We start from the raw sequence: 26,511 nt of genomic DNA, 5'->3' as shown, positions 1-26,511 counted from the left end.
AATCCTAGCGCCATTAACGAAAAAATGCGTGATCTAACACCAAGATTGAACAAGACTTGCCACTTACATGAGCACTAGTAGAACATGTTTAAACAACTTAACGCAGAAACAGACAGACACACCGCCGCACCCAAGATCCACTTATTCGCGGGTTGATGAGTCATGAGGTGCCAACACCACGCCACTATAGAAGCGACCACTAGGCCAAGACCGCCCATAAGGTACCCTGTTAATGCAATGACCGAAGTTTCATCCATACCCAGGCTTTTAAGCAACAAACAAACCACCATAAACATCGCCATCGCTACGCCGGTCACTGGCAGTATTTTGTGAAATGCTTGCAAACGAGAACGCGCGACCACCATGAGTAAATGCGCAAATACTGCGCCTGCATACCCCATGATGCTCAAATCAAACAATGTTCTCGAAAAGTAAGCAGAGAATAAGGATGGTGAAAACAACACAAATAGAGCAAATAGGTTGCTCAGGTGCAAAATCCAAATTGGCCCTTGGTCCCGTGTTTTCTTCGTTTGAACTTGTGAATAGAAATACATAAGACCGCCAGCAACCACTAGCCACTCAATAGTGATAAGTGAAGATGCCAACCATAAGGCAACTAAGGCCGGCAATAACTTATGAATACGACCTCTTTGGCCTGGACATATCTCGCCCTTTATCAGTAATACCGTCAGAATAAGCTGAGATCCAAGCAGCATAGCTGGTAATACCGCTAAAACATTACTTAACATAAACATTTCCAAAATCATTAATTGCTGCGAATCATAACAAAGTCCGTTAAGGTTATCTTTTGTTGTTTTGACTCATTAGTTCAAAAAATAATTGCCGACATAAAAATCCAGTACTTTGATGAGGTATCATTTCAATAACAATATTATTAACAGCCTCATCACATGTTATTTGTAAACACCAAGCTTTTAACAAAAAACAGTATCAGTCACTACCATATAATTACAATTCCAGCACATACAACTAGCACGCCAAATAATTAAGCATATAACTTCAACGCAAATCACTCGAATTAATTATTGTTTCAGATCATATATCGAGTGAGTTGATGTCGTGCTAGAAACAATTTTTCCGTATATTAGCTGAAACAATTTGAAATAACTTACACAGGGAAATTTATGCTAGAGCTATTGATCGGATTAGTAGTCACCATTTTGGTGGGTTACTTCATTGTAAAAGGGTATCGCGCGGCAGGTGTACTACTAACCGCAGGTATCGCATTACTTCTTTTAACTGGTGTACTTGGCCACACAATCCTTCCAGCTAAAGTGGCGGCAACGGGCAACATGGTTTCAGACTCGCTAGAGTACGTGAAATACATGCTGCAGTATCGTGGCGGCGGCTTAGGCATGCAAATCATGTTGCTTTGTGGTTTTGCTTCATACATGACGCACATGGGTGCAAACAATGTTGTCGTTAAGCAATTCTCACGACCTCTTTCTTTTATTAAGTCTCCTTATGCATTATTAGTGGCTGCTTACATTGTTGCGTGTTTAATGTCTTTGGCTGTAAGCTCAGCGACTGGTCTCGGCGTACTATTGATGGCAACACTATTCCCAATGATGACTGCAATGGGCATCTCTCGTCCTGCGGCTGTCGCGGTATGTGCTTCTCCTGCTGCTATCATCCTTTCCCCTACCTCTGGTGATGTTGTTATTGCCGCTGAGAAATCAGGCATGTCTTTAGATGTGTTTGCCGTTCAAACGGTACTGCCTGTATCAATCTGTGCAATCATCGTTATGGCTGGGGCTGCTTTCTTCTGGAATAAATACCTAGATAAGAAAGAAAATACGCCAATGGAAAAAATCGACGTGTCTGAAATCGAAGCAAACGCTCCTGCTTTCTACGCTGTCCTTCCTTTTCTTCCTATCATCGGTGTGTTCTTATTCAACGGAAAAACGATTGATGGCTTGTACCTAGACATCTACACCATTGTTGTGGGTTCTATTTTCATTGCTGCACTGATTGATTTTGTTGTGAAACGCTTTGATGGTAAGAAAACGCTGGAAGACCTCGATTCTTGTTATCAAGGTATGGCCGACGCATTTAAAGGCGTGGTAATGCTATTGGTTGCGGCGGGTGTATTTGCGCAAGGCTTGATGTCTATTGGTGCTATCGACAACCTAATCGGCTTAGCAGAACAAGCTGGCGCTGGCGGTATCGCATTGATGCTTCTACTGACAGGTTTGACCGTTGCGGCCGCGATTGCGACTGGTTCTGGTAATGCTCCGTTCTACGCGTTTGTAGAACTAGCACCTAGCCTAGCTGCAAAAATGGGACTAAGCCCTGCGTTCCTAATCATCCCTATGCTGCAAGCGTCTAACCTCGGTCGTACTATTTCTCCTGTTTCAGGCGTAATTGTTGCTACCTCTGGTATGGCAAAAATCAGCCCATTTGAAGTGGTAAAACGTACTTCAGTGCCTGTGATTGCAGGCTTGATCACCGTGATTATCGGCACCATGGTACTTGTACCGATGCACCCGTAATACTTCGCTAAATATTGCACTTAAGCAAACAGTTAAGGGCGCCTATCTGGCGCCCTTTTTAGATGGGTTTGCTGTCATTCTCAAACCTTGTATCGCGGTTCCACAAACATGATCAACGTATAAAGAAATCTAATATCCTCTGAGAAGAGACAATGCCAACGCTCTTTCCAGTTTGATCAGCGATAACCCAAGGTAACGGTGTTTTTCTCTCCAACAACCTTGCCACATCATTAATGGTGGTTTTCTCACTCAAGGTAGTAAACGTCGTTTTCATCACCTGATTGATTTTTCGTTTCAATATCACGCTGTCTTTTTGTGTCTCAATTTTTGTCCCCAAGGTTGGCGACAAGTGCAAGTTATACACTTCTCTATCAACCAAGCCGACGCAACGGTCTTGGTCTACGACCATAAGCGCATCAAACCTTGCATTGCTAAAGATTCGATGAACATCCGCAAGGGGGGCGCTTGGTTCTAACATCGGCGTGCTAAAGTCGCACAAACTCAAGATGCCCGCGCCTTGCTCTGGCACTCGTAGTGGTTCCAACTGCTTCATGTGTTTGGTGTAATGCCGCGCTTGCTCGATTTGATCAATCGGCACAGGTTTAGAAAAGTAATAACCTTGAATAAAGTCGACACCTAAACTTGTGAGCACTTTAACTTCTTGAATGGTTTCCGCCCCCTCAGCAATCACCTTTACACCTAGCGTGTGCGACAAGTTAATCAACGTTTTTACAATGAAGTAGTTCTGGGTACCGACTTCAATATCCATCACAAACTCTCGATCGATCTTCATAAAATCGAAATGCCCATGACTCAAATATGAAAATGAGGAATATCCCGTACCGAAATCATCAATCGCCACTTTTACACCAATTTCTCTTAGCGCTTTAAGTGCCTCAATTTGATCTCCTTCACTGGCAAAATAAGCGCTCTCTGTCAGCTCAATCGTAACGTTTTCAGGCTCAATGCCCGATTCTTGAATCATGGTCATGGCATTGTTGAGTACTTGTTTCGCACTCAATTTTGTATTTAAGGAACGGTTAATCGTAATACCAATATCCGAGCCGTAGTGCTTGCGAATCGTTTGAAGCATTTCCAGCGATTTTCGGCCAACACAACGGTCGATATTGTTAATTAGATTAAGCTCTTCCGCCAAATTAATCAGTTCTTGCGGTGAATAGGACTCGCCTCCCATCTTGTTAAAGCGACATAAGGCCTCAAACTTCACCACGCGCCATGTTGATGTCGACACAATGGGCTGAAAGTGAACATCAATCTCTTCTTTTCTAATTGCAGCGATAAGCGCGTCTTCAAGTTTCTTGCGCCGTTTGGCTTCTTTATGGATAGACGTATCGAAGAAACTGATGTTGTAGCCCTTACTCGAGTGCTGCTCCAGCATCGCTTGAGTCGCATGAGCAATCAAAGATTTAGGGTTCGAGGTATCAAACCCCAAGACAGAAACACCGACCTTACCCTTAATAATTAAAGGATACAGAGCATCACCGACATGACGTTTTATCGCATGAAAGAACTGGCGTATCTCTGCGTGAATCCCCTTAATATTCTGGTCACTCTTCGGCGATTTCAGTGCTGCTACAAACAAATTCTCTTTCAAATACCCACACAAAAATCGGTTATCCATTTTTGCAATTGCATTCGAGATGTCAACCCGGTGCTCAATAGCACTCTTCGCATCTAGATTAGGCAAAAAGGTCATAACAATAATATTGTTGCTCGCCTTTTTAGCCTCGGCCAATGAAAGTAACTTAGTGCTGAATTCCGTTTCGTTAGGCAACTGTGTCAATAACTCAATACCACCATGCTCGGTATCTGCTATCCGATAGAGATGATTGGATAAATCCACGGTGTAGCCAACGTAGTACACCTTATTACTCGACAATTCAATTTTTTGTAATGTCAGCTCTTGTGGCTCTATAATTCCATTTTTTCGTTTGGATAATACCGTACCCGTCCAGAAACCCTTACGATGAACCTGCTGCCAAATATCTTCAAAAAAACTACGGCTGTGTTTACCAGCATTAAACGTATTAGTTTTTTTTCCTAATAACTCTTTGGCTGAATAACCGGATTTTTCCGCAAAATGGGGGTTGCAGGCTAGAATATGGGTTTCTGCATCGGTGATGACGATACCATGATGTTGGTTATCAAAAACTTCCACAAAAATATCAGCCATACGACCAAGAGACGGAACGACGATAATAGGCTGAACAGTGCCACCGAGCGTGCTTTCTGATTTCTTCTCAATAACCCACTGGCTAAAAATAAGCGTATGACTCAAGGGAGTGGACAAGGTGCAAAAGATTGATTGTACGGTTGCACACTCTGCCGCATGCTGAAATGCCCGTACCAATTTACTGCGCTCTTTATCTGAAAATAACGCTAACAAATCACTGCTTGTTTGGATTTTTTGCTCCTGCATAAGCGCAGACAAATCAGCATCTCGAAAATCAAATTGATCTATATCCAGATTCCATGACCATTCAATCGCCGGATACCCGACTTTGTCTTTATTTGAGCTAGCCACAGACATGGATTCCAAGATGGTGTTAATCGTAGTCGTGTTCATCCATTCGCCTTTATCATTACCAAATAAGCAGAAAATATATATCTACAATAAATTCATATAGTTACATTTATTATATCGACATTTTTAAAATGAAAATCGTTATTTCGTCACATTATAGCCTTTCATCGATTATATTCACTTAGTTTTATATCTATCCTGAATGGCTATCCTCACGAACAACACAATAAAAACTTCTAATACAAATATAGTGGAAAAAGTGCAATTAAGCGTATATCCGTCCCAGATATGCAGCCCATTATGATCAAGCGCTTATTTCAGAACATTTTATGGCTATTGATGGATTTGTTTTATTTGATGCAGATCACTGCTAGCCTCCGCCGTCGGTTGTCGCTATAATTCCCGCCTTGCAAAATTGAGGCTAAAATATGCGCAACGAAGTCACACCAATCGATCAATATCCTAAGTACTGGGCTGAATGCTATGGTACGGCTCCTTTCCTACCTACGAGTAAGAAAGAGATGGCAAAATTGGGTTGGGATAGTTGCGATATTATTATCGTTACCGGCGATGCATATGTGGACCACCCAAGTTTTGGTATGGCCATAATCGGTCGCTTATTAGAGTCTCAAGGGTTCCGTGTTGGCATTATTTCTCAACCTGAATGGCAAGACAAAAATGCCTTCATGAAATTGGGAAAACCAAACCTATTTTTTGGTATTACCGCTGGCAACATGGACTCCATGATCAACCGCTATACCTCAGATAAAAAACTTCGCCACGACGATGCCTACACACCAAACAACGAAGGTGGGAAGCGCCCAGACCGCGCGACTTTAGTTTACTCCCAACGTTGTCGCGAAGCATACAAAGACGCACCCATTGTCCTTGGTGGTATTGAAGCCAGTTTACGCCGTATCGCACACTACGATTACTGGTCTGATAAAGTTCGCCGCTCTGTTATTTTCGATGCTAAGGCTGATATTTTACTGTTTGGTAATGCGGAACGAGCGCTAGTAGAAGTCGCCCATCGCCTAGCGAAAGGTGAGAACATTAGCCAACTTACCGGTATTCGTGGTACGGCTTTAAACATTGCCGAAGCGCCAGAGGAATTTAAGATCATTGATTCCTCTCGTATTGAAAAACCAGGCAAGGCTTTTGTGCCGATTAACCCCTATGCAGTTGAAAAAGACTGCGGCCCAAAAACGGAAGAACCTGCAAAAGCAGAACCTATCGTTATTCGCCCGTCACGTCATGACTCAAAAACAACCGCTGTTCGACTTCCTCCGTTTGAGAAGTTAAACAACGACCGAATTTTGTATGCGCACGCAACTCGCGTAATGCATTTAGAAACCAACCCACACTCAGGCCGTGCTCTAATACAAAAGCACGCTAATCGTGAGCTATGGGTTAACCAGCCGCCTATCCCTCTTACGACTGAAGAGATGGATTTTGTGTTTGGCCTTCCTTACGCACGTGTACCGCACCCTATGTATGGCAAGGCTAAGATCCCTGCTTACGACATGATTAAGACCTCCGTTAACATCATGCGTGGTTGTTTTGGTGGCTGTTCATTCTGTTCAATCACTGAACATGAGGGTCGCATCATTCAAAACCGTTCTCAAGAATCTATTTTGAACGAGTTAGAAGAAATTAGAGACAAAGTTCCAGGTTTTACCGGCACAATTTCAGATCTTGGTGGGCCAACAGCGAATATGTATCGTTTAGGCTGTAACGACCCGAAAGCTGAGGCGAATTGTCGTCGCCCTGCTTGTGTGTTCCCAAGCATCTGCAACAAACTCGATACCGATCATAAGCACACCATCGATCTTTATCGCGCTGCCCGTAATGTAAAAGGCATCAAAAAAGTCATGATCGCTTCTGGTGTTCGTTACGATTTGGCGATCGAGTCTCCAGAATACGTTAAAGAACTAGTAACGCATCACGTTGGTGGCTACCTAAAAATTGCACCAGAGCATACCGAAAAAGGCCCATTAGATAAGATGATGAAGCCGGGTATGGGTGCTTACGATCGCTTCAAAGACATGTTTGAAAAATACAGTAAAGAAGCGGGTAAAAAACAGTACCTTATTCCGTACTTCATTTCGGCTCACCCAGGAACCGAAGACGAAGACATGCTTAATCTTGCTATGTGGTTGAAGACTAACGAATACGAATGTGATCAAGTACAAAACTTCTACCCATCACCGATGTGTAATGCAACGTCGATGTACTATTCGGAAACTAACCCGCTCAAGCGTGTGAAGTATAAGCAACGTGAAGATGTGCCAGTGCCAAAAGGTGAACGCCATCGTAGGCTACACAAGGCCCTACTACGCTATCATGATCCTGCTAACTGGCCTTTGATTCGAGAAGCACTGATTGATATGGGTAAAAAGTACCTGATTGGTGATAAACCTGGCTGCTTAGTACCAGAGGAAGACACCGATACGCTCACACCTGCTCAACGCCGTAAATCTGGTAGACATGGTGCGAACCGCTTTGCAACTAAGCATACTCAGGCGCAGTTTGATCAGCGTAAGCCATCCCACCGTGGTGACTCTTCGCAGAACGGAGCAAAGCAAAACGGCTCTAAACCAAATAGCTCTAGGCCGACAAGCAATAAGCAAGGTGGCAATGGTCAATCACAAGCGACAAATGGAAATCAGCCAAAACGCGGTGGTGGTAAACCTCAGCGCCCTGGCGCAAAACCTCAAGGTGTTGGCAACGCGGGTAACCGAAATACCCATGCAGGTAAAAAACCAGCTGGAAATGGGAAGCCAGCTCGTAGTGGTTCAGGTAAAAGAAAATAAACTGAATTAGGAACAAAAAAATGCGACCAATTGGTCGCATTTTTTACATCTATTAAAACCGGTACTTACGTCGTACTTATCACTAGTAACTAGCTTTCGCTTTTATCTGCAAATACCCACTTAGAACTCAAGAAGTAATTACTGACCATTCCTACCAAAATACCGGCCACCAAAGCCACGTAGGCCATGACGCCTTGCTCTCCAAGGTATGTAATACACAGCTTAAAGACCAACAGGTTAGGAACAGCGGAACAACAAGCCGCAACCAATGACTTCTGCCATTGCGTTCTTCGGCTCACTTTCTTTCTGTCACTGAAAGTCAGCATGCGGTTGCCAAGCCATGTAGCACTAGCGGCACAGACAAAAGCAATCACTCGAGTAGGAAAAATCTCGAGCTCAACAACATAGAGAAAAAAGCTAAAGATAGAAACATCAACAACAAAGCCAATGCCGCCAACTATCGCAAACTTTACCACACGATGCTTAAGTAGTTGTTGCAGCAGTGGATGCTGCAACAATTTATTAATAACTGACATAGTAACTACTGACAGAAATACAAGTAGCGGTTTGCGTTTTCAGACTGACGTTCACAGCTTTCCGTCAAACCCTTGCTATCAATAAAGCTTGGCAGGCTGTCTTTACGGCCGACAACATAGAAGCCGTTGTCATGCCCTTTAAAGTCATCATCACCTTGAAAGTACACAGCTTTACCAAAGCTATAGTATTGGCCTGAGAACGGACGACTGCCAACGTAGTACACTGGAAGACTAGAATCTGCATTAGTGTAAAGTTCTTTTTCACTTCGCTCGGTTCCTGTTTTAAAGGTAATCACACCAACAGCAATGATTAACAGAACAGGCACAATTAATGCGACTTTACTAAACCATTTCTCATCGCCTTTGATTAAACAAGCGAAAATCAAACCAATGGCAGGAATACCAGGAAGTACGTAAGCAGGTAAAATATTACCGGCGAACGAGAACAAGATCATCGGAGCAATCATCCAGCAGAATAAGAAACTCAGCAAACCAGGATTCGCTGCGTTAAATGCTTTAATTTGAACTCGACGAGTCCAAGCCATGATCATCAAAGCGATAGACCAAGGCGCTGCAGATTGAACCCAGAACCACCAAATAATACCACGAGGCTCATCATGAGCGTTGCCGTACAAGTCACCGTCCCAACCGGGAACCATAAAGCGCTTGTAGTGCTCACCAACAATAAAGTAATCAAGGAAGCCTGGCGTTGCCCTTTCTGCCATAATGAACCAAGGCAAAGCAACGATACACATTAAGATCAGGCCCTTAACAATAGGGAAACGCTGCCATAGCTCTTTAAAGGCACCGATAAACCCGTGCTGGATTACCATGAATGGGAACACACCCAAACCAAAAATAACAATAGTTACCGGACCTTTAGAAAGCAGCGCAAAACCTAAACCAATGAAACCGATATAGCCCCATTTTTGGTCGCCTTGCCAACAAAAGTAAAAACCAACCATCGCGACAGCCAAAGACAAGGTCATCGCCATGTCTGTCATTACCGCACCCGCTGAGATAGAAAAAATAGCGGTAGATGCTAGAACAGCAGCAGAAACGAGCGGGTTAATGCCCACTCTTTTAGCAAAATAAGCGCAAACACCAATGGTTGCTAGACCCGCTAACCAGTGAGGAAAGCGAACCCCAAACTCAGAAAGACCTAGGACTTCAATACCCACGGCACTAAGCCAAGTAAACATAGGAGGTTTACCCCAAAATGGCACGTTATAGTCTGTCATTGGTGTCAACCAGTTACCGGTCTCGACCATGATTCGAGCCATTTCACCATAACGAGCTTCGGTGGTATCCATTAATGGGTATAGTGCTAACGTAACCAAACGCAGCAAAATTGCGATACCAAATAAGCCCCACAAGTGTTTTGAAGTTAACTTCACTTCCGTCCCCTAAATCATTCAAAAAATAAAAACAGCGAAATCTCTTCGCTGTTCAAAATATACGTTAGTAGTGCCTAGATTGTACCTAAAGCACTGAACCGATGCACCTAAAGGCACCACGGTGCGGCTTTCCCCTGCTTTATGACCGCAGAATGAGCCAATGGTGCCATTTGAATATCATTTTAACGAAAACATTCTGCAACCAGTGATACGGAGTGCATTATATTACTCACAGATAATTAATCGACACTTAAGTCACAATTTTTAATGATATTTCCATTTTAAGACTACTTTTCTAGGTCTAGAGGCATGTACGATATTGGATGTTTAATTGATAGCATTCAATTTTTCTCACTCTTTACCGAACAAACCATCAGTTCGCGAGAATTAACGCTACGCTCCTTTAGGATATTCAGTAACCAACTGCGCTAACGGCATTGGTTTATCAATAAGATAACCCTGTAAAATATCACAGTGATAGCTTTCTAAAATGTCTCGTTGCGCTTGCGTTTCAACACCCTCAGCCACAATTTTCATCTCAGAGGAATGGCCAATGGCGATGATCGCTTTCACCAAAGAATCGCTTTGCTTCGAGCTCATCATCTTATCGACAAAACTGCGGTCAATTTTGATTTCATTGATGGGTAGGTTACTCAAATAACTCAAAGATGAATAACCCGTACCAAAATCATCCAAAGAAATGGTGATGCCGAGCGATCTTAGCGCTTCGATAACCGGAGAGACTTTCACCAGGTCATTAATTAATACATTTTCTGTAATCTCTAGAGTGATGCGCTCGTAACCAATGTGATGAGCATCAATGACCGCGCAAAGCTGAGGCACGAACTGATTACTCATTAGCTGAATCGGAGATATGTTAATAGAAAGCGCGATATTTGATGCGTTGGTAGGAAAGGCTTCTGATATATCTTGGCAAGCTCGATTAATAACAAACATCCCGATGGTATTAATCAAACCAATGTCTTCGGCAACCGCAATAAACTCAACCGGTGAAACATGACCAAGTTGAGCATTATGCCAGCGCGATAAAGCCTCAACACCGCACAATTTACCCGTTTTTACATCTATTTGGGGCTGATACAGTACGGATATTTCCTTACGATACAGGGCATCTCTCAACTCACGTTCTAATAAGAAATCATATTGTACTTGTCGGTTAATCGCATTATCAAAAAACAGCACATCACCTTTCTGGCGGGCTTTGGATTTGTACAGCACAATGTCGGCTTTTGAAATCAAATCTTCTGGCTCGTCACCATCAGACGGATACATTGAAACCCCAATGGTACAAGAGATAAAGATAACGCGTCCTTGAACGACGAACTGGCGATCGAACACGCTTTTAATCAACTCAACTTTTTTTTCTGCTTCTCCGAGGCTTTCTAAGCACGGAAAACAGAATACAAATTCATCCCCCCCGAAGCGTGAAATACTTTCACCCGGCGCCATCAACTCTTCAAATTTTTTACCAATTTCACCAAGTAATAAGTCACCCGCAGAATGGCCGTAAACGTCATTCACTTTTTTAAAATCATCTAGGTCAACGAACATAACGGCAAGTTGTTGATAGCTCGCTTTTGAACGTTCAATACCCTGTTCAATATGGTCATGGAGTAACACTCTATTTGGAAGCCCAGTGAGGGAGTCATGCAACGCCATGTGTTCTAATTGATTTTTGGTGTCTTCTAAGCTGCCAAAATCATTTTCTATTTTCGCTTGGAATTTTTCAAAACGAACGGAGATTACCCGGCTCAAGCCAAAAGAAAGCAAAGACAAAATCAATGCAGTTGCTCCCCCCATCAGCGCAACGTTAGTGAGGTCGCTGCGGTTGGTGACTTCAAAGTAGGCTCTACGTTCGTTTAAATAGGCTTCAAGTACATCGACGTAAACACCACTTCCTACACTCCAGTTCCAGTCTTTAAACTGCATAACGTAGCTGATTTTATCACCACCATTAACTCCGTCAGGAATATAAGCACTCTTGTAATGGACGTATCTTTGATGGTTCACCACTAACTTTTCAATTGCTTCTTTGTCTCTGTCTTGGCTTAACTCGTAAATATTTTTCCCCACAAACTCAGGCTCTCTGTGAGCCAGAATCTCTCCTTTATCATCCAAAATAAAGATGTAGCCATAGGTACCAAAACGAATCCCACTCACCCACTGCAATACTTGCTTTTTAATGTCGTTTTCTACATCAACAACGTAATCTCCGGTGCCAATAAACCAATCGTAAGGTTCGAAGTACTGACCAAAACCAATTTTTTCAAATTCTTGATTTTTGTTTTGAGGTTTTACAAACCACCAGCGGTAAAATGCTTCACCTTTTGCTTTCACTTGCTCGCCCATTTCTCGAACTATGTAACTACCGCGCACATCTTTAAAATCCCACAGCGATTTTCCCTCTACGTGAGGCAATAAAGGGTGCATGACGTTAATGCCATTGGTTTTGTAAATAAAGAAATAACTTCTGCCATCATTGAAGCGAATATCACGTAAAGCTTGCGTGATCAACGCGGTCACTTCTTGTTCGGATTTTCCCTGGTTATTTTCATATAGATTCGTTGCGATTTTATGGGCTTCGTGAATGCGCTGTTTAATGGTGGTTTCGAGGGTAGTTTGAGTTTGATCTTTCGCGTATTGGATTTGCTGCTCAACGTATTCAACTTGGGTTTTAAGCAGCTCTTTTTGGCGTGAGACAAATTCTTGATGCAGGCTGTCAATTTCCTGGGCGCTGCTTCGAATATCATCTTCAATAACAATCGCGAGCAACACAATGGTGAACAAAATAACAATACTGGCCGGGGCAAATTTTATGAGCCTGAATAGCTTTTTGTCATTGAGTTCTGCCATTACCGAGCACCTACAAATTACTTACTTTAATAAACATAGCTAATCTCTTAATGAAGCGCGAGTCAAATTGTTCTAAATGATTTATAAATCAATAATGCTATCTATGAGAGGGCAATTTCATCGTCATTACACGCTTTAGTTCACACTCCTTAACTGATAGCCTACTCACAGACAATATACAGCATAAAGAAGCGCCACTATGCAACCGAGCGGAAAGATGAAACTGTCCTACACTGAAACCTCATTTCATCACTTCGAGCAGCACCCCTTTTGGCTTAAGCGTGATGATTTACTGCACCCACAATTTAGTGGTAACAAAGCACGTAAGTTAGCCGCACTTTTAAACCTTGATGCGTCTGACTACGACACATTAATAGGCTATGGCTCCGTTCAAGCCAATTCATTGTATTCTTTGGCGGCGTTGGCTCGGCTGAAATCATGGCAGTTAGAGTTCTATGTTGATCGAATTCCTCGCTGGCTAAAGCAAAACCCAATAGGCAATTACCGCGCCGCACTTGAATTGGGTGCCAATATCATCGACCTATCACAATGCTGCGATAGGTCCGACCTACACCCAAGCGATTATATCGCCCAAATTCGCTTGCCCGACTCGCGCGCCTTGTTTGTTCCTGAAGGCGGTAGAAGCCCTGTTGCTGAAGCGGGAATTAAGGTGCTTGCCGAAGAGATCATCGTCTGGCGAGATGAGAATAACATCAAAGATTTAGTCGTTGCCTTACCCTCAGGCACGGGCACCACATCACTGTACTTGCACAAACACCTTAAAGTTAACGCAATAGAAGTCATCACTTGTTCGTGCGTCGGCGGAAACGATTATTTAGAAAAACAATGGATGGAGTTGGGTGAAAACAGCGTTCCCAATATCATTGGCAACGACAAACCTCATCACTTTGGCAAGCTTTACCGTGAAGATTATGAAACTTGGTTTAAGCTAAAAAACCAAACTGGAGTCGAATTTGAACTGCTATACGACCCATTAATGTGGCAGGCACTACGCCATTGGTTGCCTGAAAATTCTCATCGAAGCTTACTTTATATACATCAAGGTGGGTTGCTCGGAAATGAAACCATGTTACCGAGATATCGCCGAAAGTACCCTCAAGATCCCATTTAGAAGTCCACAAAAAGTCCGATTTAGAGATCGGACTTTGAAAGTTCGATTACTAGCGAATCGCGTCTTTATCTACGTAAATACTGTCACCAAATTTCGGCTCAATTTCTACATAACCATTACCACGGCTCTTAACTTCACCTGAACGTTTGTTCTTAATTTTTCGGCAGTCCGACGGTAGGTCAATGTTTTTATTCGATGCATTTTTGCGCTTTAAGTACAGTTTAATCGCAGATTCACTCTGACATACCACACGATTTTTCTCTATCGTTACATCTGCTGACGCACCAAATGACATAAGTAAACACACGCTTAACAAGACGGTTTTTTTCATTGCTATTGTTCCTATCGAAGTTCATTTCAACCAATCACGAACATTATACATACTAAGTACGATATATAAACCGTTATCTTCACATCCATAAACAGAACGTTAAAAGCGATTGCGAGAATTGGTTTCTACTTTGTCGATTGTTTTTCGGATTTCACTGCAGAGCCATTGATGCGCTGGGTCATTCAACACTTTCTTCAAAGAGACTAAATACGTAGACATAAGTGAGTAGTGAAAAGGTAACTTGAACAATTGAAGATCTAGCTTTTTCTCGAACTGAAGTGCCATAGACAAAGGCACCACGGTTAAACAATTGGATTCGCTGCACAGCAGTAGGTTGCTAAATAGCGAACGGCCGTTATACGCCACTTTCCGACCGGAAAGATCAATGGTCGTATAATGACTCAAACTCACTTGTTGTTTTCTTACTCTGTCTAACACCGCGTGTTTTTCTGCCATGTACTGTGCTTCGGTGATAGCACCTTGTATTCTGGGATGCTGACGACGACAGACAATCACAAACTCATTATCAAACAATCTTTCATTGGCTGTATTGGCGTTCTCCGAGGGGATATTTTCTATCATCGCATCAAACTTTTGGATCAGAAGATCATCGTAAACTTGTTCTTCTCTGTCTGGTTGGTCATAGACCTCAAGCGTTAGGTGTTTGTTTTTCTGATTATCAAATTGGTCAAGCAATGCCCATTGCAAGTGTTCAGGCGCGGTGATCACAAATTGCCTCACAGACGTTTTGGGGTCAAATTCTCCTAAAGACTGAAATACCCCGCTTAACTGTTTTACTGGTACCTGAACGTGTTCATACAAGCTCGTCGCGTAAGCCGTGGGCACAACACCTCGTCCACTGCGAATGAACAGCTCTTGCCCCACCTCTTCTTTGAGCCGTTTTAATGCCGTGCTGATTGTTGATTGATTAGTACTAAGGTGATCAGCGGCTTTACTCAAACTGCCCTGCTCTATCACAGCCGCGAATACCGCTAGCAAATTGAAATTGGGGATTTTGTTATTCATTTGTTGCATTCCGCCTTAGTATTTCAATCATTAAAACATAAACTCATCGTAATTACGATATATCGATATCGCCTTAGCTCGTAGATACCCCCTAAGCAGTAAATTAAAATTCATGGCAACAAAACAATATTTAGTCTATCCAATAATAAGGTCGTTACCATGACTCCTACATTCAAAAAAATTGCGCTACCTATCGCTATAGCGAGCGCTCTGTTAACTGCGAATGCATCTTTTGCGTCAACCCTGCTGACTGAAGCCACCTCTAAGCAAGGTCAAGCGCTTCAAACCAGTGCAGCGAGCCAATATCAAAATATCGATATGAATAAGCGCTATAACGACGGTGTCTTGTTTGAACATGAGTCGAACTTATTTTGGGGCAAAGGCGAGCGCATTAAAGTGCTATCAAAAACGGGCGACTCGCTCGCATATTCTGCCGATTCCGATCACGTACACCCAGCGTTAACTAAGCACTCACGCAAAATGGACCAAGCGATCATCCAAGTCGATGATAACGTTTATTTAGGTTACGGATTTGGCTTAGATACCCCAGTGATGATCGAAGGTGACGACGGCATTATCATCGTTGATCCAGGCGAGTCCGTTCAAATGGCTGAATCAGTCAAAGAGCAATTCCGTAAAATTACCGACAAACCGGTAAAAGCCATCATCTATTCACACAACCACATCGATCACATTTCAGGTGTTCGTGCGTGGGCAACAGACGAAGACGTTAAGTCTGGTGACATAAAGATCATTGCTCAAGAAGGTTTAACAGAAGCCGTCGCTAACTGGTCTTCTAACCTTGGCACACTGTTTGGTCACCGCACGTCTTACACGGGTGCAAAACACGTGGAAGAAGGTGAGCATGGTACGGTCAATGATGGCCTTGGTCCTCGCTTTATGCAGGGCGATATTTCGTTCATCGAACCAAACGTAACATTAAAAGATCGCCTAGACATCACGATCGCCGGTGTAAAACTAGAAATCGTTAATGTGCCATCAGAAACCAAAGATGAAGTTGTGGTTTACCTGCCAGAGCAAAAGATTTTGCACGCTGCAGAAGTACTTCAAGGTGAAAACTTCCCGAACCTGCATACAATTCGCGGGACTAAATTCCGTGATCCATCAATGTGGTTCAAAGGCATTGATATCATGCGCTCATTTGATACAGAGATCATGATTAACTCTCACGGTCGTCCTGTTGAGGGTGCAGAAGCGGTCGCAAACGTACTGACGTCTTACCGCGATGCAATTCAATACACTCACGATCAAACCATCCGTTACATGAACAAAGGCCTGACTCCTGATGAGTTAGTCGAAGTAGTTAAGCTGCCGTCACACCTGGCAAACCACCCATGGTTAGGTGAGCACTACGGTACTGTTGCTCATGCGGTTCGCCAAATTTATGTAGGCTACAACGGCTTCTTTGAAGCTGATCCATGGCAGTTAGAGCCAATGGCTTACGAGCAACGCGCCAAAGCCTTTGTCGAAATAATGGGCGGACGCGATAACATCATTCGTACAGCTAAAGCCGCAATGGAAGCTGAAAACTACACGTTCGCCGCTGAAGTTTTGTCTTACCCAATTACAGTAAACAAAGAAGACAAAGAAGCGCGTCTGCTTAAGGCTCAAGCTTACAAAGCGTGGGCTGCAGATCAAGTCAACATCAACTGGCGCAACTGGGCACTTAATGCCGCAGCTGAGCTCGAAGGAACCCGTGATTTCTCTAACATGATCAGCTTTGCTTCGGTCGATGTATTGACCGCACTACCAAGTAAGCAAATTTTTGACATGATGACGTCAACACTGATTGCAGAGAAGACATTGGATGTGAACATGTCACTTTCCTATCAGTTCAGTGATACCAATGAAGCATTCACCATTGAGATCCGAAACGGTATCGCTCAATTGCATGAAACCAACCTAAAAGATGCGGACGTACAAATCAGCACCACTCGTGGCGTGTTAAACCAAATCTTAATGGCTGGTCCGAATGCACAAAAAGTGATTGGCAAAAACCTACAACAGGGTGACTTCCGATTCACCGCTGGCGACATCCAACACTTCGGCCAGTTCATGAGCTACTTCGATAAAGCCATGACTCCTGAAGAAATCATGCTCATCGTTCGTTAATTACCTGTGGTTATTCACCCACAAATAAATTGACCAAATGGATTTGGGAGGCAGTTTTACTGCCTCCCTTTCTCCGTCATATTCTGTATGTATAGGTACTTAGATGAAATTTCTAAAAATCGTTATGCAAAAAATATGGGCCGTAATGCTCGTACTTTTGAAGTTCAGCGCTTTCATGGTGACAATGTTAGCGGGGGCATGGGTACTTGCTCCGCTTGGCACCATTCATTCGCAAGACATCGACCTTTCTCAATTTAACCACCACCCAAACCCAATGATGATGAATTTCTTTCAGACTGAGTTTTTCTCTGGGTATTTATTTGCCGTCACCATTGCCCTAGTACTCGCTGTTATTTACGGTTTTTGGCGAGTGCATGAGCTAGGTGTGCATAAAGCCGAAGAGAGCAAAAACCCACAGGTACACGTTGTGTTCGCACTTTCTTTATGTGGTCTGTTCATCAGTAAAACATTCTGGGTTATTGCCCTCGTCATTGCATTTACTAACTGGGCCAGCATTGGTAATGGCATTAGCAACATCATTCAACGCGGTATCGCTAAGGGAGAAATACAATGAAAGAGATGATGATCCCCTATGTTTTGATTGTCTGGTCTTTATTCGCGACTGGTGCTTTGAAAAAAACACTCGCCAATGTCATTTGGTCCGCGATCGGTGGCGTTATCATACTGGGTTCTCTTGCCGTTGTTTCACGACTATGGTCTCCCGTTGACTTAACTAATTCAACCACCGTAAAAGCCCCTCATGCCGTAGCATCACCGCTTATCGGTGAGCGTATTGATAAAGTATTTGTCACTCACAACCAATTGGTTAAAGAAGGCGATGTTCTTTACACCTTAGTCGACACCAACTCCGCCGCCGATCGTTCAAAAATCACATCGAGCATAATACAACAGCAAGAAACCATCACTCAGATGGAACGCGATCTTGAACGAGCCAAAACCTCACCTGAAATCTTCAAAAAACGCGATATAGAAAAGTTTTATTCCGATTTAAAAGTCAGCAACGCTTACTTAGAATCTCTTAAAGCGGATCTACAAAAAGTCGATTGGGCGCAAGAGAAGAAAACTGTTACCGCAGAATTTGATGGGCAAGTGTCTATCGTCAACATCGCTTCAGGAAGTGCTATTGGCAACATGCACATATATGACATCAACAACAAATTCTTAGAAATGCGGATTCCAGACCAAGCGTATGGTTATGTGGAAATAGGCGATTTCGCGGAGTTTTATGTCGACGCCTACCCAGGGCATATCTTCCGTGCAAAGGTACACAGTTTTACCGCGGGTACCGGGGAAGCGGCCATCAACCCAGTCAACGGACCACAAAGTGTTAATCAGCACGTTGGAAACAATATGGGTACTCATGGACGTACGATCGTGCTAGAAATCATTGAACCTGATGGGTATTACATTCCAATTGGTGCAACCGGATCTGCGTGGATTTCGGCGAAGAAGCCGCATCCATTCTGGGGGTTCATCGATGTCATTGGTGGTGCAACGGTTCGACTCCAGTCTTACAAATCGTACTTGGGCGCTTGGTAAACTGAACTCAGCCCCATATTAGATTTATTACTGAAAAGACCGTTCGACAGATAACGAAGAATGGTCATTACAAGGTGCATATTCATGGCTAACACAGTATGAATATGCACCAAATTCACTGGAGTCACTATGCGTAAACGATTTATGCCAAAACCATTTCTACTCATTCTGCTTCTTGTATCTAGTCTCAGTTATGCTTGTGGTTTACACCAAAGTACTGGCTTTAACTTAATTACAGAACCTGGATCACTCACCGTTTTTTCAAACGTCATTTCTGCCAGACAAGCGAACGCATTTGATAACGGTGCCAAGCCCGACCATTTTCGCCTATTCGACATAAAAAAAGCACTCGATAAGCCCCACCAGAAAAAAGTAAACTTCTCTTTATTTGAAGCCATCAATGGTCATTACAGCGACGTTGATGTTACGAGCAACGCCTTAGTCGTAGGACGAAACACGCCCGTCACACCAAGCACGTTACTGCTAGTTACAGAACTTGATGTGCTCGATGCTCTCGCAAACGGTAAGTTAACTTGGAAACAAGCCAAAGAGGCTCACTTAGTGAAGATAAACGGCAACCAGCAAGACATCGCCACATTAGACAATTGGTTAAGTGACCTATTCCAAACTAACGATGAATAGCTAAATAGGTGCCAGCTGCGATCATAATACTGCCCGCTCCACGATTTAGCCTTTGGTGCGCTTTTGGTGTTTTTAGCATTCGAGCCATTCGACTCGCTCCAATAGCGATGAGCATCAAGCCAGCCATCAATGCGACCGCTGATAAGACAGAAACCAAAACAATATCTTGAGCCTGTAACGCGGCTAAATCAACAAAGGTCGGCAAGAAAGAGATATAAAAAAGAATGACTTTCGGGTTAGATGCAGAGATCAAAAAACCTTGTGTAAAACTCGCCAGCGCTTCCGTTTTTTGTGGTTGTTGCACTTCATTATCGATGGAGTCCTTAACCTCAGGCAAGGCCTTAAACATCTTATAGCCTAGGTAGATCAAGTAGCCAGCGCCAACGTATCGAATAACAACAAAAACTTCAGACCAATTATCTGCGACTGTTGCTAAACCAAAACACGCGAGTATCAAATAAATAAGATCGCTTCCAATCATGCCCAATGCCAGCATCACACACTTCTTTGGCCCAGAAACCATAGCTCTGGCCAAAATGGCAAACACGCCGGGGCCGGGTGTAATACCAAATATAAATATGGCAATAAAGAACGTAATTGCGCTTTCTATGGACATGCTCTCACCTACTTAATCTTTTCGCCGAGTGTACCACAGAAAATTCGCGCTAAAAGACAAAGGCATGATCATAAAAGCCACCGAGTTTTCTCTCTCGCATCTCAGTTAGGGTTAGGGTTATAATGCGGCGGCTTTTCTGTGGAACATTTCCAATTGTTCACCAGAGTTCAATCGCTGACCAGACACTACGAGTTCACTAAACACCATGATTTCAAAAAACCAACTAAAACTGCTTCGTGCTCTTAATCAAAAAAAACAACGCAAAGCCCTTGGCTTATTTTTGGTTGAAGGCGAAAAAAATGTACTGGAGTTAGTGAATGCTTCTCTCGTGGTCAAACAGATTTTTGCGACACAAGAATTCTTAGAGCAAAATGAAGCACAGATAAGCCGCTTTGAGTGTATTGAAGCGACATTAGAAGAGTTGACCAAAGCAAGCTCGCTTGTGAGTAACAACGCGGCGGTTGCTGTTGTTGAGATTCCAAGTGTTGAAGCACCAATTGCTGAAGGTCTGATGATCGCCCTAGACGGCGTGTCTGACCCCGGTAACCTTGGCACCATCATTCGTGTTGCTGACTGGTATGGCATTAAGCACATCATTGCGAGCACAGACTGCGCCGACCCATATAACCCAAAAACCATCAGAGCTACAATGGGCAGCTTCGGACGCGTTCAAGTTAGCCAACTTGCCCTGCCAGAATACTTATCTGCGGCTGATTTACCTGTCTACGGTGCATTCTTGGAAGGCGAAAGCGTTCATAGCACAGACTTTCTAGCGGAAGGCATCTTGTTGATGGGCAGCGAATCTCATGGTGTACGCGAAGAAGCCGCCAAGCAGGTTACCCACAAAATCACCATTCCATCATTTGGTGGCGCAGAGTCTTTAAATGTTGCGATGGCAACTGGCATTATTTTGGATAACTTCCGTCGCCAGCACAGCTAATAAGCGGATAGTTCGCTCTTCGTTAATATAGCTTCTCGTTAATAATAAAAAAACGTCATGGTTAAGCTAACCATGACGTTTTTTTGAATTCTTTAGGTACTCGCGCGAGCTATTTTTCCAGCATCGACAACTTGTTAGGCACGCCATCCCATTTCGCCGCATCTTCAAGGGCCGGTTTCACTTCGGTAATGTTCGGCCATACTTCTGCAAGCTCTTCGTTTAACGCAATAAACACTTGCTGATCTTCCGGTAATTCATCTTCTTGAAAAATAGCTTGCGCATCGCATTCCGGCACGCACAACCCACAGTCAATGCAATCAATTGGGCTTATAACCATAAAGTTCGGGCCTTCATAAAAGGCATCAGCAGGACATACCGCGACACAGTCAGTGTATTTACATTGTATACAGTTATCCGTTACGACAAATGCCATGATTCGAAACTCTTCGTTAGCCAAAATTGTGGATTGGCGATGATACTGATCCAGAGACAAAATTCAATATATGCTCGGTTTATATTTTCGATAACCTATCTTAACGAATTAAGTATGACAGACGAATCAACATCACGTAAAATGCGCGCCATTGTGAGCTATCGTTCAAGCCATTTGAATGATTAAGCTAAGACACCTACTAAAACGAGACATCAGCATGATACGTTTAAATGAAATCAAGCTTCCTTTAGATCATGAGGAAGACGCACTTCTTGCCGCGATAACCAAAAAGCTGGGCGTGACCGCCGAGCAAGTTATCTCATTCAATATGTTTAAACGTGGCTACGATGCTCGTAAAAAATCTAAAATCCTGCTTATCTACACACTAGACGTCGAAGTTGAAAACGAAGTGCAACTGCTCGAACAATTCGAGAATAACCCGCACGTGAAAACTACGCCTGATATGGCCTACAAATTTGTTGCTAAAGCGCCAGAAAACCTAACCGAGCGCCCTGTCGTTATTGGCTTTGGCCCTTGTGGTTTGTTTTCAGCTTTAGTTTTAGCGCAAATGGGCTTTAACCCAATCGTGGTTGAACGCGGTAAAGAAGTGCGTGAGCGTACTAAAGACACCTTTGGTTTCTGGCGTAAACGTAACTTAAACCCAGAATCAAACGTTCAGTTTGGTGAAGGCGGCGCAGGTACTTTTTCTGATGGCAAATTGTATAGCCAAGTAAAAGATCCGAAGCATTACGGCCGTAAAGTCATTGAAGAATTCGTCGCATCGGGTGCTCCTGAAGAAATTCGTTACGTAAGCAAGCCTCACATTGGTACGTTCAAACTGGTCACCATGATTGAAAAAATGCGTGCGAAGATCATCGAGCTAGGTGGTGAAATTCGATTCAGCACTCGTGTTGATGACCTACACATGGAAGATGGTCAAATCACGGGCTTAACGTTGTCTAACGGTGAAGAGATTAAGTCTCGCCACGTTATTTTAGCGGTAGGCCACAGTGCACGTGACACCTTTGAGATGCTGCATGAGCGCGGTGTTTACATGGAAGCAAAACCATTTTCTGTTGGTTTCCGTATTGAACACAAGCAATCTGTTATTGATGAAGCACGTTTTGGCAAAAATGCAGGTAACCCTATTTTAGGTGCCGCTGATTATAAACTGGTTCATCACTGCAAAAATGGCCGTACTGTTTACAGTTTCTGTATGTGCCCAGGTGGTACTGTTGTTGCTGCAACCTCCGAAGAAGGCCGCGTTGTTACCAACGGAATGAGCCAATACTCTCGTGCAGAGCGTAACGCAAACAGCGCCATTGTTGTGGGTATTTCACCAGAACAAGACTACCCAGGCGACCCACTAGCCGGCATTCGTTTCCAACGTGAACTTGAAAGTGCCGCCTACCGCTTAGGTGGCGAAAACTACGATGCACCAGCACAAAAAATTGGTGACTTCCTAAAAGGCCGCGATCCAAGTGCGATTGGCGAAGTTGAACCCTCGTTCACTCCTGGTATTAAACTGACGGATCTTGCGCAAGCATTACCTGACTTTGCGATTGAAGCAATCCGTGAAGCCATTCCAGCATTTGATAAGAAGATTAAAGGCTTCGCAGGTGCAGACGGCCTACTCACAGGTGTAGAAACTCGTACATCATCGCCACTGTGCATCAAGCGCGGTAAAGATTACCAAAGCGTTAACTTGAAAGGCTTCTACCCTGCTGGTGAAGGCGCAGGTTACGCAGGTGGTATTTTGTCTGCGGGTATCGACGGAATTAAAGCCGCAGAAGCATTAGCACTCGCGATGGTTGAAGAAGCATAAGTTAGCCGACAAAACCACAGACAGCGATAAAGCCCTAAATACGAAGTGCAATGAGTTTGACTCATTGCACTTTTTTTTGCTTAATTGATTTTGTTCATAATGGCGGCTGATCATTCGCAGGCTCGATTACGCAGTTAACGCTAAAACCGTTGCTCTGAATTTTTCTTTCAACTTTTCATCCGTAATTTCACCTGTATCCACATCGAAGTTTTCATAGAAACTTGGCAATGACATCGAAGCAACCACATTGCCTTCAAAATACTTGGCAGAATTCACCGCCGTCGCAAGAACATTTCCTGCTCCACCACCACCCGGTGATGTTGAAAGCATAACCGTTGGGGTTCCTTGATACACCCCCATATTTACGCGACTGGCCCAATCAAACAAGTTTTTATAAGCCACGGTATAACCACCATTGTGCTCTGCAAATGAAATAAGCAATCCATCGGCTTTCGCTATTTTGTCTCTGAAAGCATGCACCGCATCAGGGATGCCGAATTGGGTTTCTAAATCAATGCTGTATATCGGTAGCTCAAAATCGTTGATGTTTATGATTTCAACATCATGGGATCCCAACTGCTTTGAAGCCAATATGACCAATTGTTTGTTGATGGATTGAATGCTATTGCTTGCGGCGAACGCGAGAATCTTCATTAGTGTTTCCTTTTCCGATAATTAAGAGTGTTGAGTCATTGTTTGAATAGCGTCCTGCGAGTACCGCTTAAACACGGCCCAACAAGCCCTCTTCGTAAGACTTCATAACAAGCTCAATCTCTTGCTCTGAATTCATCGCAAATGGGCCTCTTTGCACAAAATGCTCTTGGGTTGCTTTACCAGACAACACAACAAAATGACTGTCTCCGTTACTTTTACCGGTGACCTGCAATGTTTGATGCCCCTCAGCATTCACCGCAATGGATTCACCTTTTTCAAGCACAATACTGCACTGTCGGTTCGTAATTCAACGCTGCCTGACACCGCGTATATCCAAGCGCTATGATCCGACTGCACATCATGTTTAAAACGCTTTGCTTGTGCGACTCTTCCATCCAAGATAGTGAACGGCAGCACTGGAGAGCTTGCTCCGCTTAGCCCATTCGATTCACCAAGCACAAGACGTACTCTGCTCCCCTCAGACTCAATAATCGGCATGTGCTCACTTTTTACATGCAGGGACGACGGCGATTCTTTCTTCTGCAAAGACGGTAAGTTCACGAATAGCTGTAACCCATGAATGCTTGCACCCTCTCTTGGCGCTTCGTCATGTACCGCTCCTTTTCCTGCATTTAACCAGTAAAGGTCACCCGCGTGTATATCAAAATCATTCCCTAGTGAATCTCGATTGTTAAATGCGCCTTCAGTGTCTTCAAAAAGTACCGACACAGCGGATAGCCCAGCATGGGGATGATCACCGAATGTTGGTTCTGTCATTCGATAATGATCCACCATAATAAGAGGGTCCATCACGCCGTTAAAGTCAGTATATCGAAAGCCTCTACCTGTAAAGCCAGTGCCTACTTTCAATGAGTTACCCGCTACTACTGAAGAAGTACCCACGCCGCTAATTTGCTCTTGTTTGATATGTTTTGTTGAATTCATTATTCTCTACCGTTCCATGTTTGATTTGAAATTAGAATAGCAATCAAAATGTGACCATAAAATAGACAGAAATCAGACTCATCGTTCTATATTTGGAACAAGGAAAGCCATGATAGATTTAAACGACTACTTTTATTTTGTTCACGTTGTAGAGAAAAAAGGATTTTCTGCCGCAGCCCGCACGCTTGGTGTTCCCAAGTCGAGGTTAAGCCGCCACGTAAGCCAACTGGAAGAACGGCTAAATATCCGGCTCATTCAACGCACGTCTCGCAGTATTTCTGTAACCGACGCAGGCGACAAGTTTTACCAACATGCTCGGCTAGTGCTAGATAACATGGAACGGGCTGAAGCATCGGTTCAGCCTATGATGAACTCGCTTTCAGGAAAGGTTCGAATTAGTTGTTCAGTCGGTGTCGCTCAATTTGCACTCAAAGAGATAGTCACCGACTTTGCTATTGAGCAACCGCAAGTTCAACTCGAACAGCATGTCTCAAATGATACGATTGACCTAGTGTCACAAGGGATAGATTTGGTGATACGTGGTCATATGGCGACGCTGCCAGATTCAACCCTGATTCAAAAAAAGCTCGCGACGGTAGAATGGCATTTATTTGTCGGAACACCTTTTATTGAACGCCACGGTCTACCCGACTCACCATATGCGCTCAATGATCTCCCATTTCTAAAAGTCGGATGGCGAAACCGCAATGACATATTACATTTGGAACATTGCGACGGAATTAAAACTCAAATTCAGTTGAACACAAGATTTCGTTCCGATGATATGGAGACATTGTCGCTCGCGGCCAGTAAAGGCCTGGGGATTGTTGCACTGCCCGCCTATGCTTGCCATTCACGAGTTCAAACAGGAAGCTTAACGAGAATACTGCCTGATTGGATCGCAGGCGCAGCACAATTGAGCTTGCTGATGCCTTCAAGAACGGGAGTGCCAGCACAGGTCAATGCTTTCTCTGAGTATCTTCGTGCCAATTTCGTTAAAGCGGTAACCCCCTGATCTCACGTTCAATTAATGAGAATAAATCTCAACTAAATCTTTAGATATACGATTAAATCTATTAGCATGGTGAATACATCATTCAGTAAAGAGTTGTTCAATGAGAATCCTATTAATATTTCTGTGTCTTATCGCCGCTCCCAGTTTTGCAGAAACAAAAGTCATTAAACAAGTGATGGACATGAACTCTGAAAACATAGATAAAATGTACCAGTTCATTCCTGATTACGTAGAAATACAGCCCGGAGATAAAGTGCTATTTAAAGGCACGGTAGGTTCTCACACAGCGCACAGTATCCAAGGAATGCTGCCAGAGGGTGCTGAGCCAATCATGATTTCTGGCTCTAACGCGAAAGAAGTGACGTTCGATAAACCGGGCGTGTATGGCATAAAATGCAAAGTGCATCACCGCCACGGTATGGTCGCTTTGGTGGTTGTGGGCGACCCGAGCATTAATATTGTTGAAGCTCGAGCGGCGGCGAAGAAACGCGTCAGTCGTCGTTCACAAGCCAAAATGCAAGATTTATTAGACAAGGCTGAAGAAAAACTTAACTAAGTAATATTGGTTACTATTAATAAAA

At 43.6% G+C, this 26,511-nt stretch carries 22 protein-coding genes and 1 pseudogene; 11 read left to right on the top strand and 12 right to left on the bottom strand.

Translation table 11 applies throughout. From position 1 onward, the window contains the following. Window positions 1-74: 74 nt before the first annotated feature. Window positions 75-749 carry an HI_1241 family integral membrane domain gene (locus QWZ04_RS19240; protein ID WP_290329863.1) on the bottom strand — a complete coding sequence of 225 codons (675 nt, stop codon included), beginning with the start codon at window positions 747-749 and terminating at the stop codon, window positions 75-77. Window positions 750-1,145: 396 nt separating this feature from the next. On the opposite strand from QWZ04_RS19240, the gene dcuC reads away from it, so the two are divergent. Next, the gene (gene dcuC, locus QWZ04_RS19235) at window positions 1,146-2,513 is read left to right on the top strand and encodes an anaerobic C4-dicarboxylate transporter DcuC (protein WP_290329862.1); all 1,368 of its coding nucleotides are present in this window, start codon (window positions 1,146-1,148) and stop codon (window positions 2,511-2,513) included. A 112-nt stretch (window positions 2,514-2,625) separates the two neighbouring features. Here dcuC and QWZ04_RS19230 read toward each other — a convergent pair whose 3' ends face one another. After that, window positions 2,626-5,100: an EAL domain-containing protein gene (locus QWZ04_RS19230; RefSeq protein ID WP_290329861.1), complete on the bottom strand. Its 2,475-nt coding sequence runs from the start codon at window positions 5,098-5,100 to the stop codon at window positions 2,626-2,628. A 386-nt stretch (window positions 5,101-5,486) separates the two neighbouring features. Between QWZ04_RS19230 and QWZ04_RS19225 the strand changes: the two genes are divergently transcribed. Then, window positions 5,487-7,871 (top strand): YgiQ family radical SAM protein, encoded by a 2,385-nt coding sequence (locus QWZ04_RS19225; RefSeq protein WP_290329860.1) that lies wholly within the window; start codon window positions 5,487-5,489, stop codon window positions 7,869-7,871. A gap of 89 nt (window positions 7,872-7,960) precedes the next feature. On the opposite strand, the gene QWZ04_RS19220 is transcribed toward QWZ04_RS19225, so the two are convergent. From QWZ04_RS19220 to QWZ04_RS19210, 3 genes are all read right to left on the bottom strand, one after another. After that, on the bottom strand, window positions 7,961-8,407 hold the full coding sequence (locus QWZ04_RS19220; RefSeq protein WP_290329859.1) for a GtrA family protein: 447 nt from the start codon (window positions 8,405-8,407) through the stop codon (window positions 7,961-7,963). Window positions 8,408-8,412: 5 nt separating this feature from the next. Then, window positions 8,413-9,804 carry an ArnT family glycosyltransferase gene (locus QWZ04_RS19215; RefSeq protein WP_231897866.1) on the bottom strand — a complete coding sequence of 464 codons (1,392 nt, stop codon included), beginning with the start codon at window positions 9,802-9,804 and terminating at the stop codon, window positions 8,413-8,415. Between the two features lie 393 nt (window positions 9,805-10,197). After that, window positions 10,198-12,678, bottom strand: a complete 2,481-nt coding sequence (locus QWZ04_RS19210) for a bifunctional diguanylate cyclase/phosphodiesterase (RefSeq protein WP_290329858.1) — start codon at window positions 12,676-12,678, stop codon at window positions 10,198-10,200. 217 nt (window positions 12,679-12,895) lie between these two features. Between QWZ04_RS19210 and QWZ04_RS19205 the strand changes: the two genes are divergently transcribed. Then, on the top strand, window positions 12,896-13,810 hold the full coding sequence (locus tag QWZ04_RS19205; RefSeq protein WP_290329857.1) for a 1-aminocyclopropane-1-carboxylate deaminase/D-cysteine desulfhydrase: 915 nt from the start codon (window positions 12,896-12,898) through the stop codon (window positions 13,808-13,810). 49 nt (window positions 13,811-13,859) lie between these two features. On the opposite strand, the gene QWZ04_RS19200 is transcribed toward QWZ04_RS19205, so the two are convergent. Then, a complete protein-coding gene (locus QWZ04_RS19200; RefSeq protein WP_290329856.1) occupies window positions 13,860-14,141 on the bottom strand; it encodes a hypothetical protein in 282 nt (93 codons plus the stop codon). Between the two features lie 99 nt (window positions 14,142-14,240). After that, window positions 14,241-15,167 (bottom strand): LysR family transcriptional regulator, encoded by a 927-nt coding sequence (locus QWZ04_RS19195; RefSeq protein WP_290329855.1) that lies wholly within the window; start codon window positions 15,165-15,167, stop codon window positions 14,241-14,243. A 159-nt stretch (window positions 15,168-15,326) separates the two neighbouring features. Between QWZ04_RS19195 and QWZ04_RS19190 the strand changes: the two genes are divergently transcribed. From QWZ04_RS19190 to QWZ04_RS19175, 4 genes and pseudogenes are all read left to right on the top strand, one after another. Beyond that, window positions 15,327-17,300, top strand: coding sequence for an alkyl sulfatase dimerization domain-containing protein (locus tag QWZ04_RS19190; protein WP_290329854.1), 1,974 nt, complete (start codon window positions 15,327-15,329; stop codon window positions 17,298-17,300). Between the two features lie 103 nt (window positions 17,301-17,403). Further along, a pseudogene (locus QWZ04_RS19185) lies at window positions 17,404-17,853 on the top strand (magnesium transporter); the annotation flags it as partial. A 17-nt stretch (window positions 17,854-17,870) separates the two neighbouring features. Then, window positions 17,871-18,860: an efflux RND transporter periplasmic adaptor subunit gene (locus QWZ04_RS19180; protein WP_290329853.1), complete on the top strand. Its 990-nt coding sequence runs from the start codon at window positions 17,871-17,873 to the stop codon at window positions 18,858-18,860. A gap of 144 nt (window positions 18,861-19,004) precedes the next feature. After that, a complete protein-coding gene (locus QWZ04_RS19175; protein WP_290330003.1) occupies window positions 19,005-19,502 on the top strand; it encodes a hypothetical protein in 498 nt (165 codons plus the stop codon). Here the strand turns inward: QWZ04_RS19175 and QWZ04_RS19170 are convergent. Next, the gene (locus QWZ04_RS19170) at window positions 19,489-20,118 is read right to left on the bottom strand and encodes a LysE family translocator (RefSeq protein ID WP_290329852.1); all 630 of its coding nucleotides are present in this window, start codon (window positions 20,116-20,118) and stop codon (window positions 19,489-19,491) included. The genes QWZ04_RS19175 and QWZ04_RS19170 overlap by 14 nt on opposite strands. A 205-nt stretch (window positions 20,119-20,323) precedes the next feature. Here QWZ04_RS19170 and QWZ04_RS19165 point away from each other — a divergent pair, with 205 nt between their 5' ends. Continuing rightward, the gene (locus tag QWZ04_RS19165; protein WP_290329851.1) at window positions 20,324-21,058 is read left to right on the top strand and encodes an RNA methyltransferase; all 735 of its coding nucleotides are present in this window, start codon (window positions 20,324-20,326) and stop codon (window positions 21,056-21,058) included. Window positions 21,059-21,167: 109 nt separating this feature from the next. On the opposite strand, the gene fdxA is transcribed toward QWZ04_RS19165, so the two are convergent. After that, entirely contained in the window at window positions 21,168-21,491 is a 324-nt protein-coding gene (fdxA, locus tag QWZ04_RS19160) for a ferredoxin FdxA (protein ID WP_290329850.1), read from the bottom strand. A gap of 217 nt (window positions 21,492-21,708) precedes the next feature. On the opposite strand from fdxA, the gene QWZ04_RS19155 reads away from it, so the two are divergent. Next, window positions 21,709-23,316: an NAD(P)/FAD-dependent oxidoreductase gene (locus tag QWZ04_RS19155; RefSeq protein ID WP_290329849.1), complete on the top strand. Its 1,608-nt coding sequence runs from the start codon at window positions 21,709-21,711 to the stop codon at window positions 23,314-23,316. 126 nt (window positions 23,317-23,442) lie between these two features. Here QWZ04_RS19155 and QWZ04_RS19150 read toward each other — a convergent pair whose 3' ends face one another. The 3 genes from QWZ04_RS19150 to QWZ04_RS19140 all read right to left on the bottom strand — a co-directional run bounded on the left by QWZ04_RS19150 (window position 23,443) and on the right by QWZ04_RS19140 (window position 24,915). After that, the gene (locus tag QWZ04_RS19150) at window positions 23,443-23,970 is read right to left on the bottom strand and encodes an NADPH-dependent FMN reductase (protein ID WP_290329848.1); all 528 of its coding nucleotides are present in this window, start codon (window positions 23,968-23,970) and stop codon (window positions 23,443-23,445) included. A 67-nt stretch (window positions 23,971-24,037) separates the two neighbouring features. Further along, the gene (locus tag QWZ04_RS19145) at window positions 24,038-24,253 is read right to left on the bottom strand and encodes a pirin-like C-terminal cupin domain-containing protein (RefSeq protein ID WP_290329847.1); all 216 of its coding nucleotides are present in this window, start codon (window positions 24,251-24,253) and stop codon (window positions 24,038-24,040) included. Then, window positions 24,223-24,915, bottom strand: a complete 693-nt coding sequence (locus QWZ04_RS19140) for a pirin family protein (RefSeq protein ID WP_290329846.1) — start codon at window positions 24,913-24,915, stop codon at window positions 24,223-24,225. Before QWZ04_RS19140 ends, QWZ04_RS19145 begins: the two co-directional genes overlap by 31 nt. Window positions 24,916-25,024: 109 nt before the next feature. On the opposite strand from QWZ04_RS19140, the gene QWZ04_RS19135 reads away from it, so the two are divergent. Both QWZ04_RS19135 and QWZ04_RS19130 read left to right on the top strand, forming a co-directional pair. Further along, window positions 25,025-25,930, top strand: a complete 906-nt coding sequence (locus QWZ04_RS19135) for a LysR substrate-binding domain-containing protein (protein ID WP_290329845.1) — start codon at window positions 25,025-25,027, stop codon at window positions 25,928-25,930. Window positions 25,931-26,030: 100 nt separating this feature from the next. After that, on the top strand, window positions 26,031-26,486 hold the full coding sequence (locus tag QWZ04_RS19130) for a plastocyanin/azurin family copper-binding protein (protein ID WP_290329844.1): 456 nt from the start codon (window positions 26,031-26,033) through the stop codon (window positions 26,484-26,486). Window positions 26,487-26,511: the final 25 nt, after the last annotated feature.

It is taken from the genome of Vibrio tapetis subsp. quintayensis, from assembly GCF_030409945.1.
Lineage (GTDB): Bacteria > Pseudomonadota > Gammaproteobacteria > Enterobacterales > Vibrionaceae > Vibrio > Vibrio quintayensis.
This window is presented reverse-complemented; position numbering and strand designations above follow the sequence as displayed.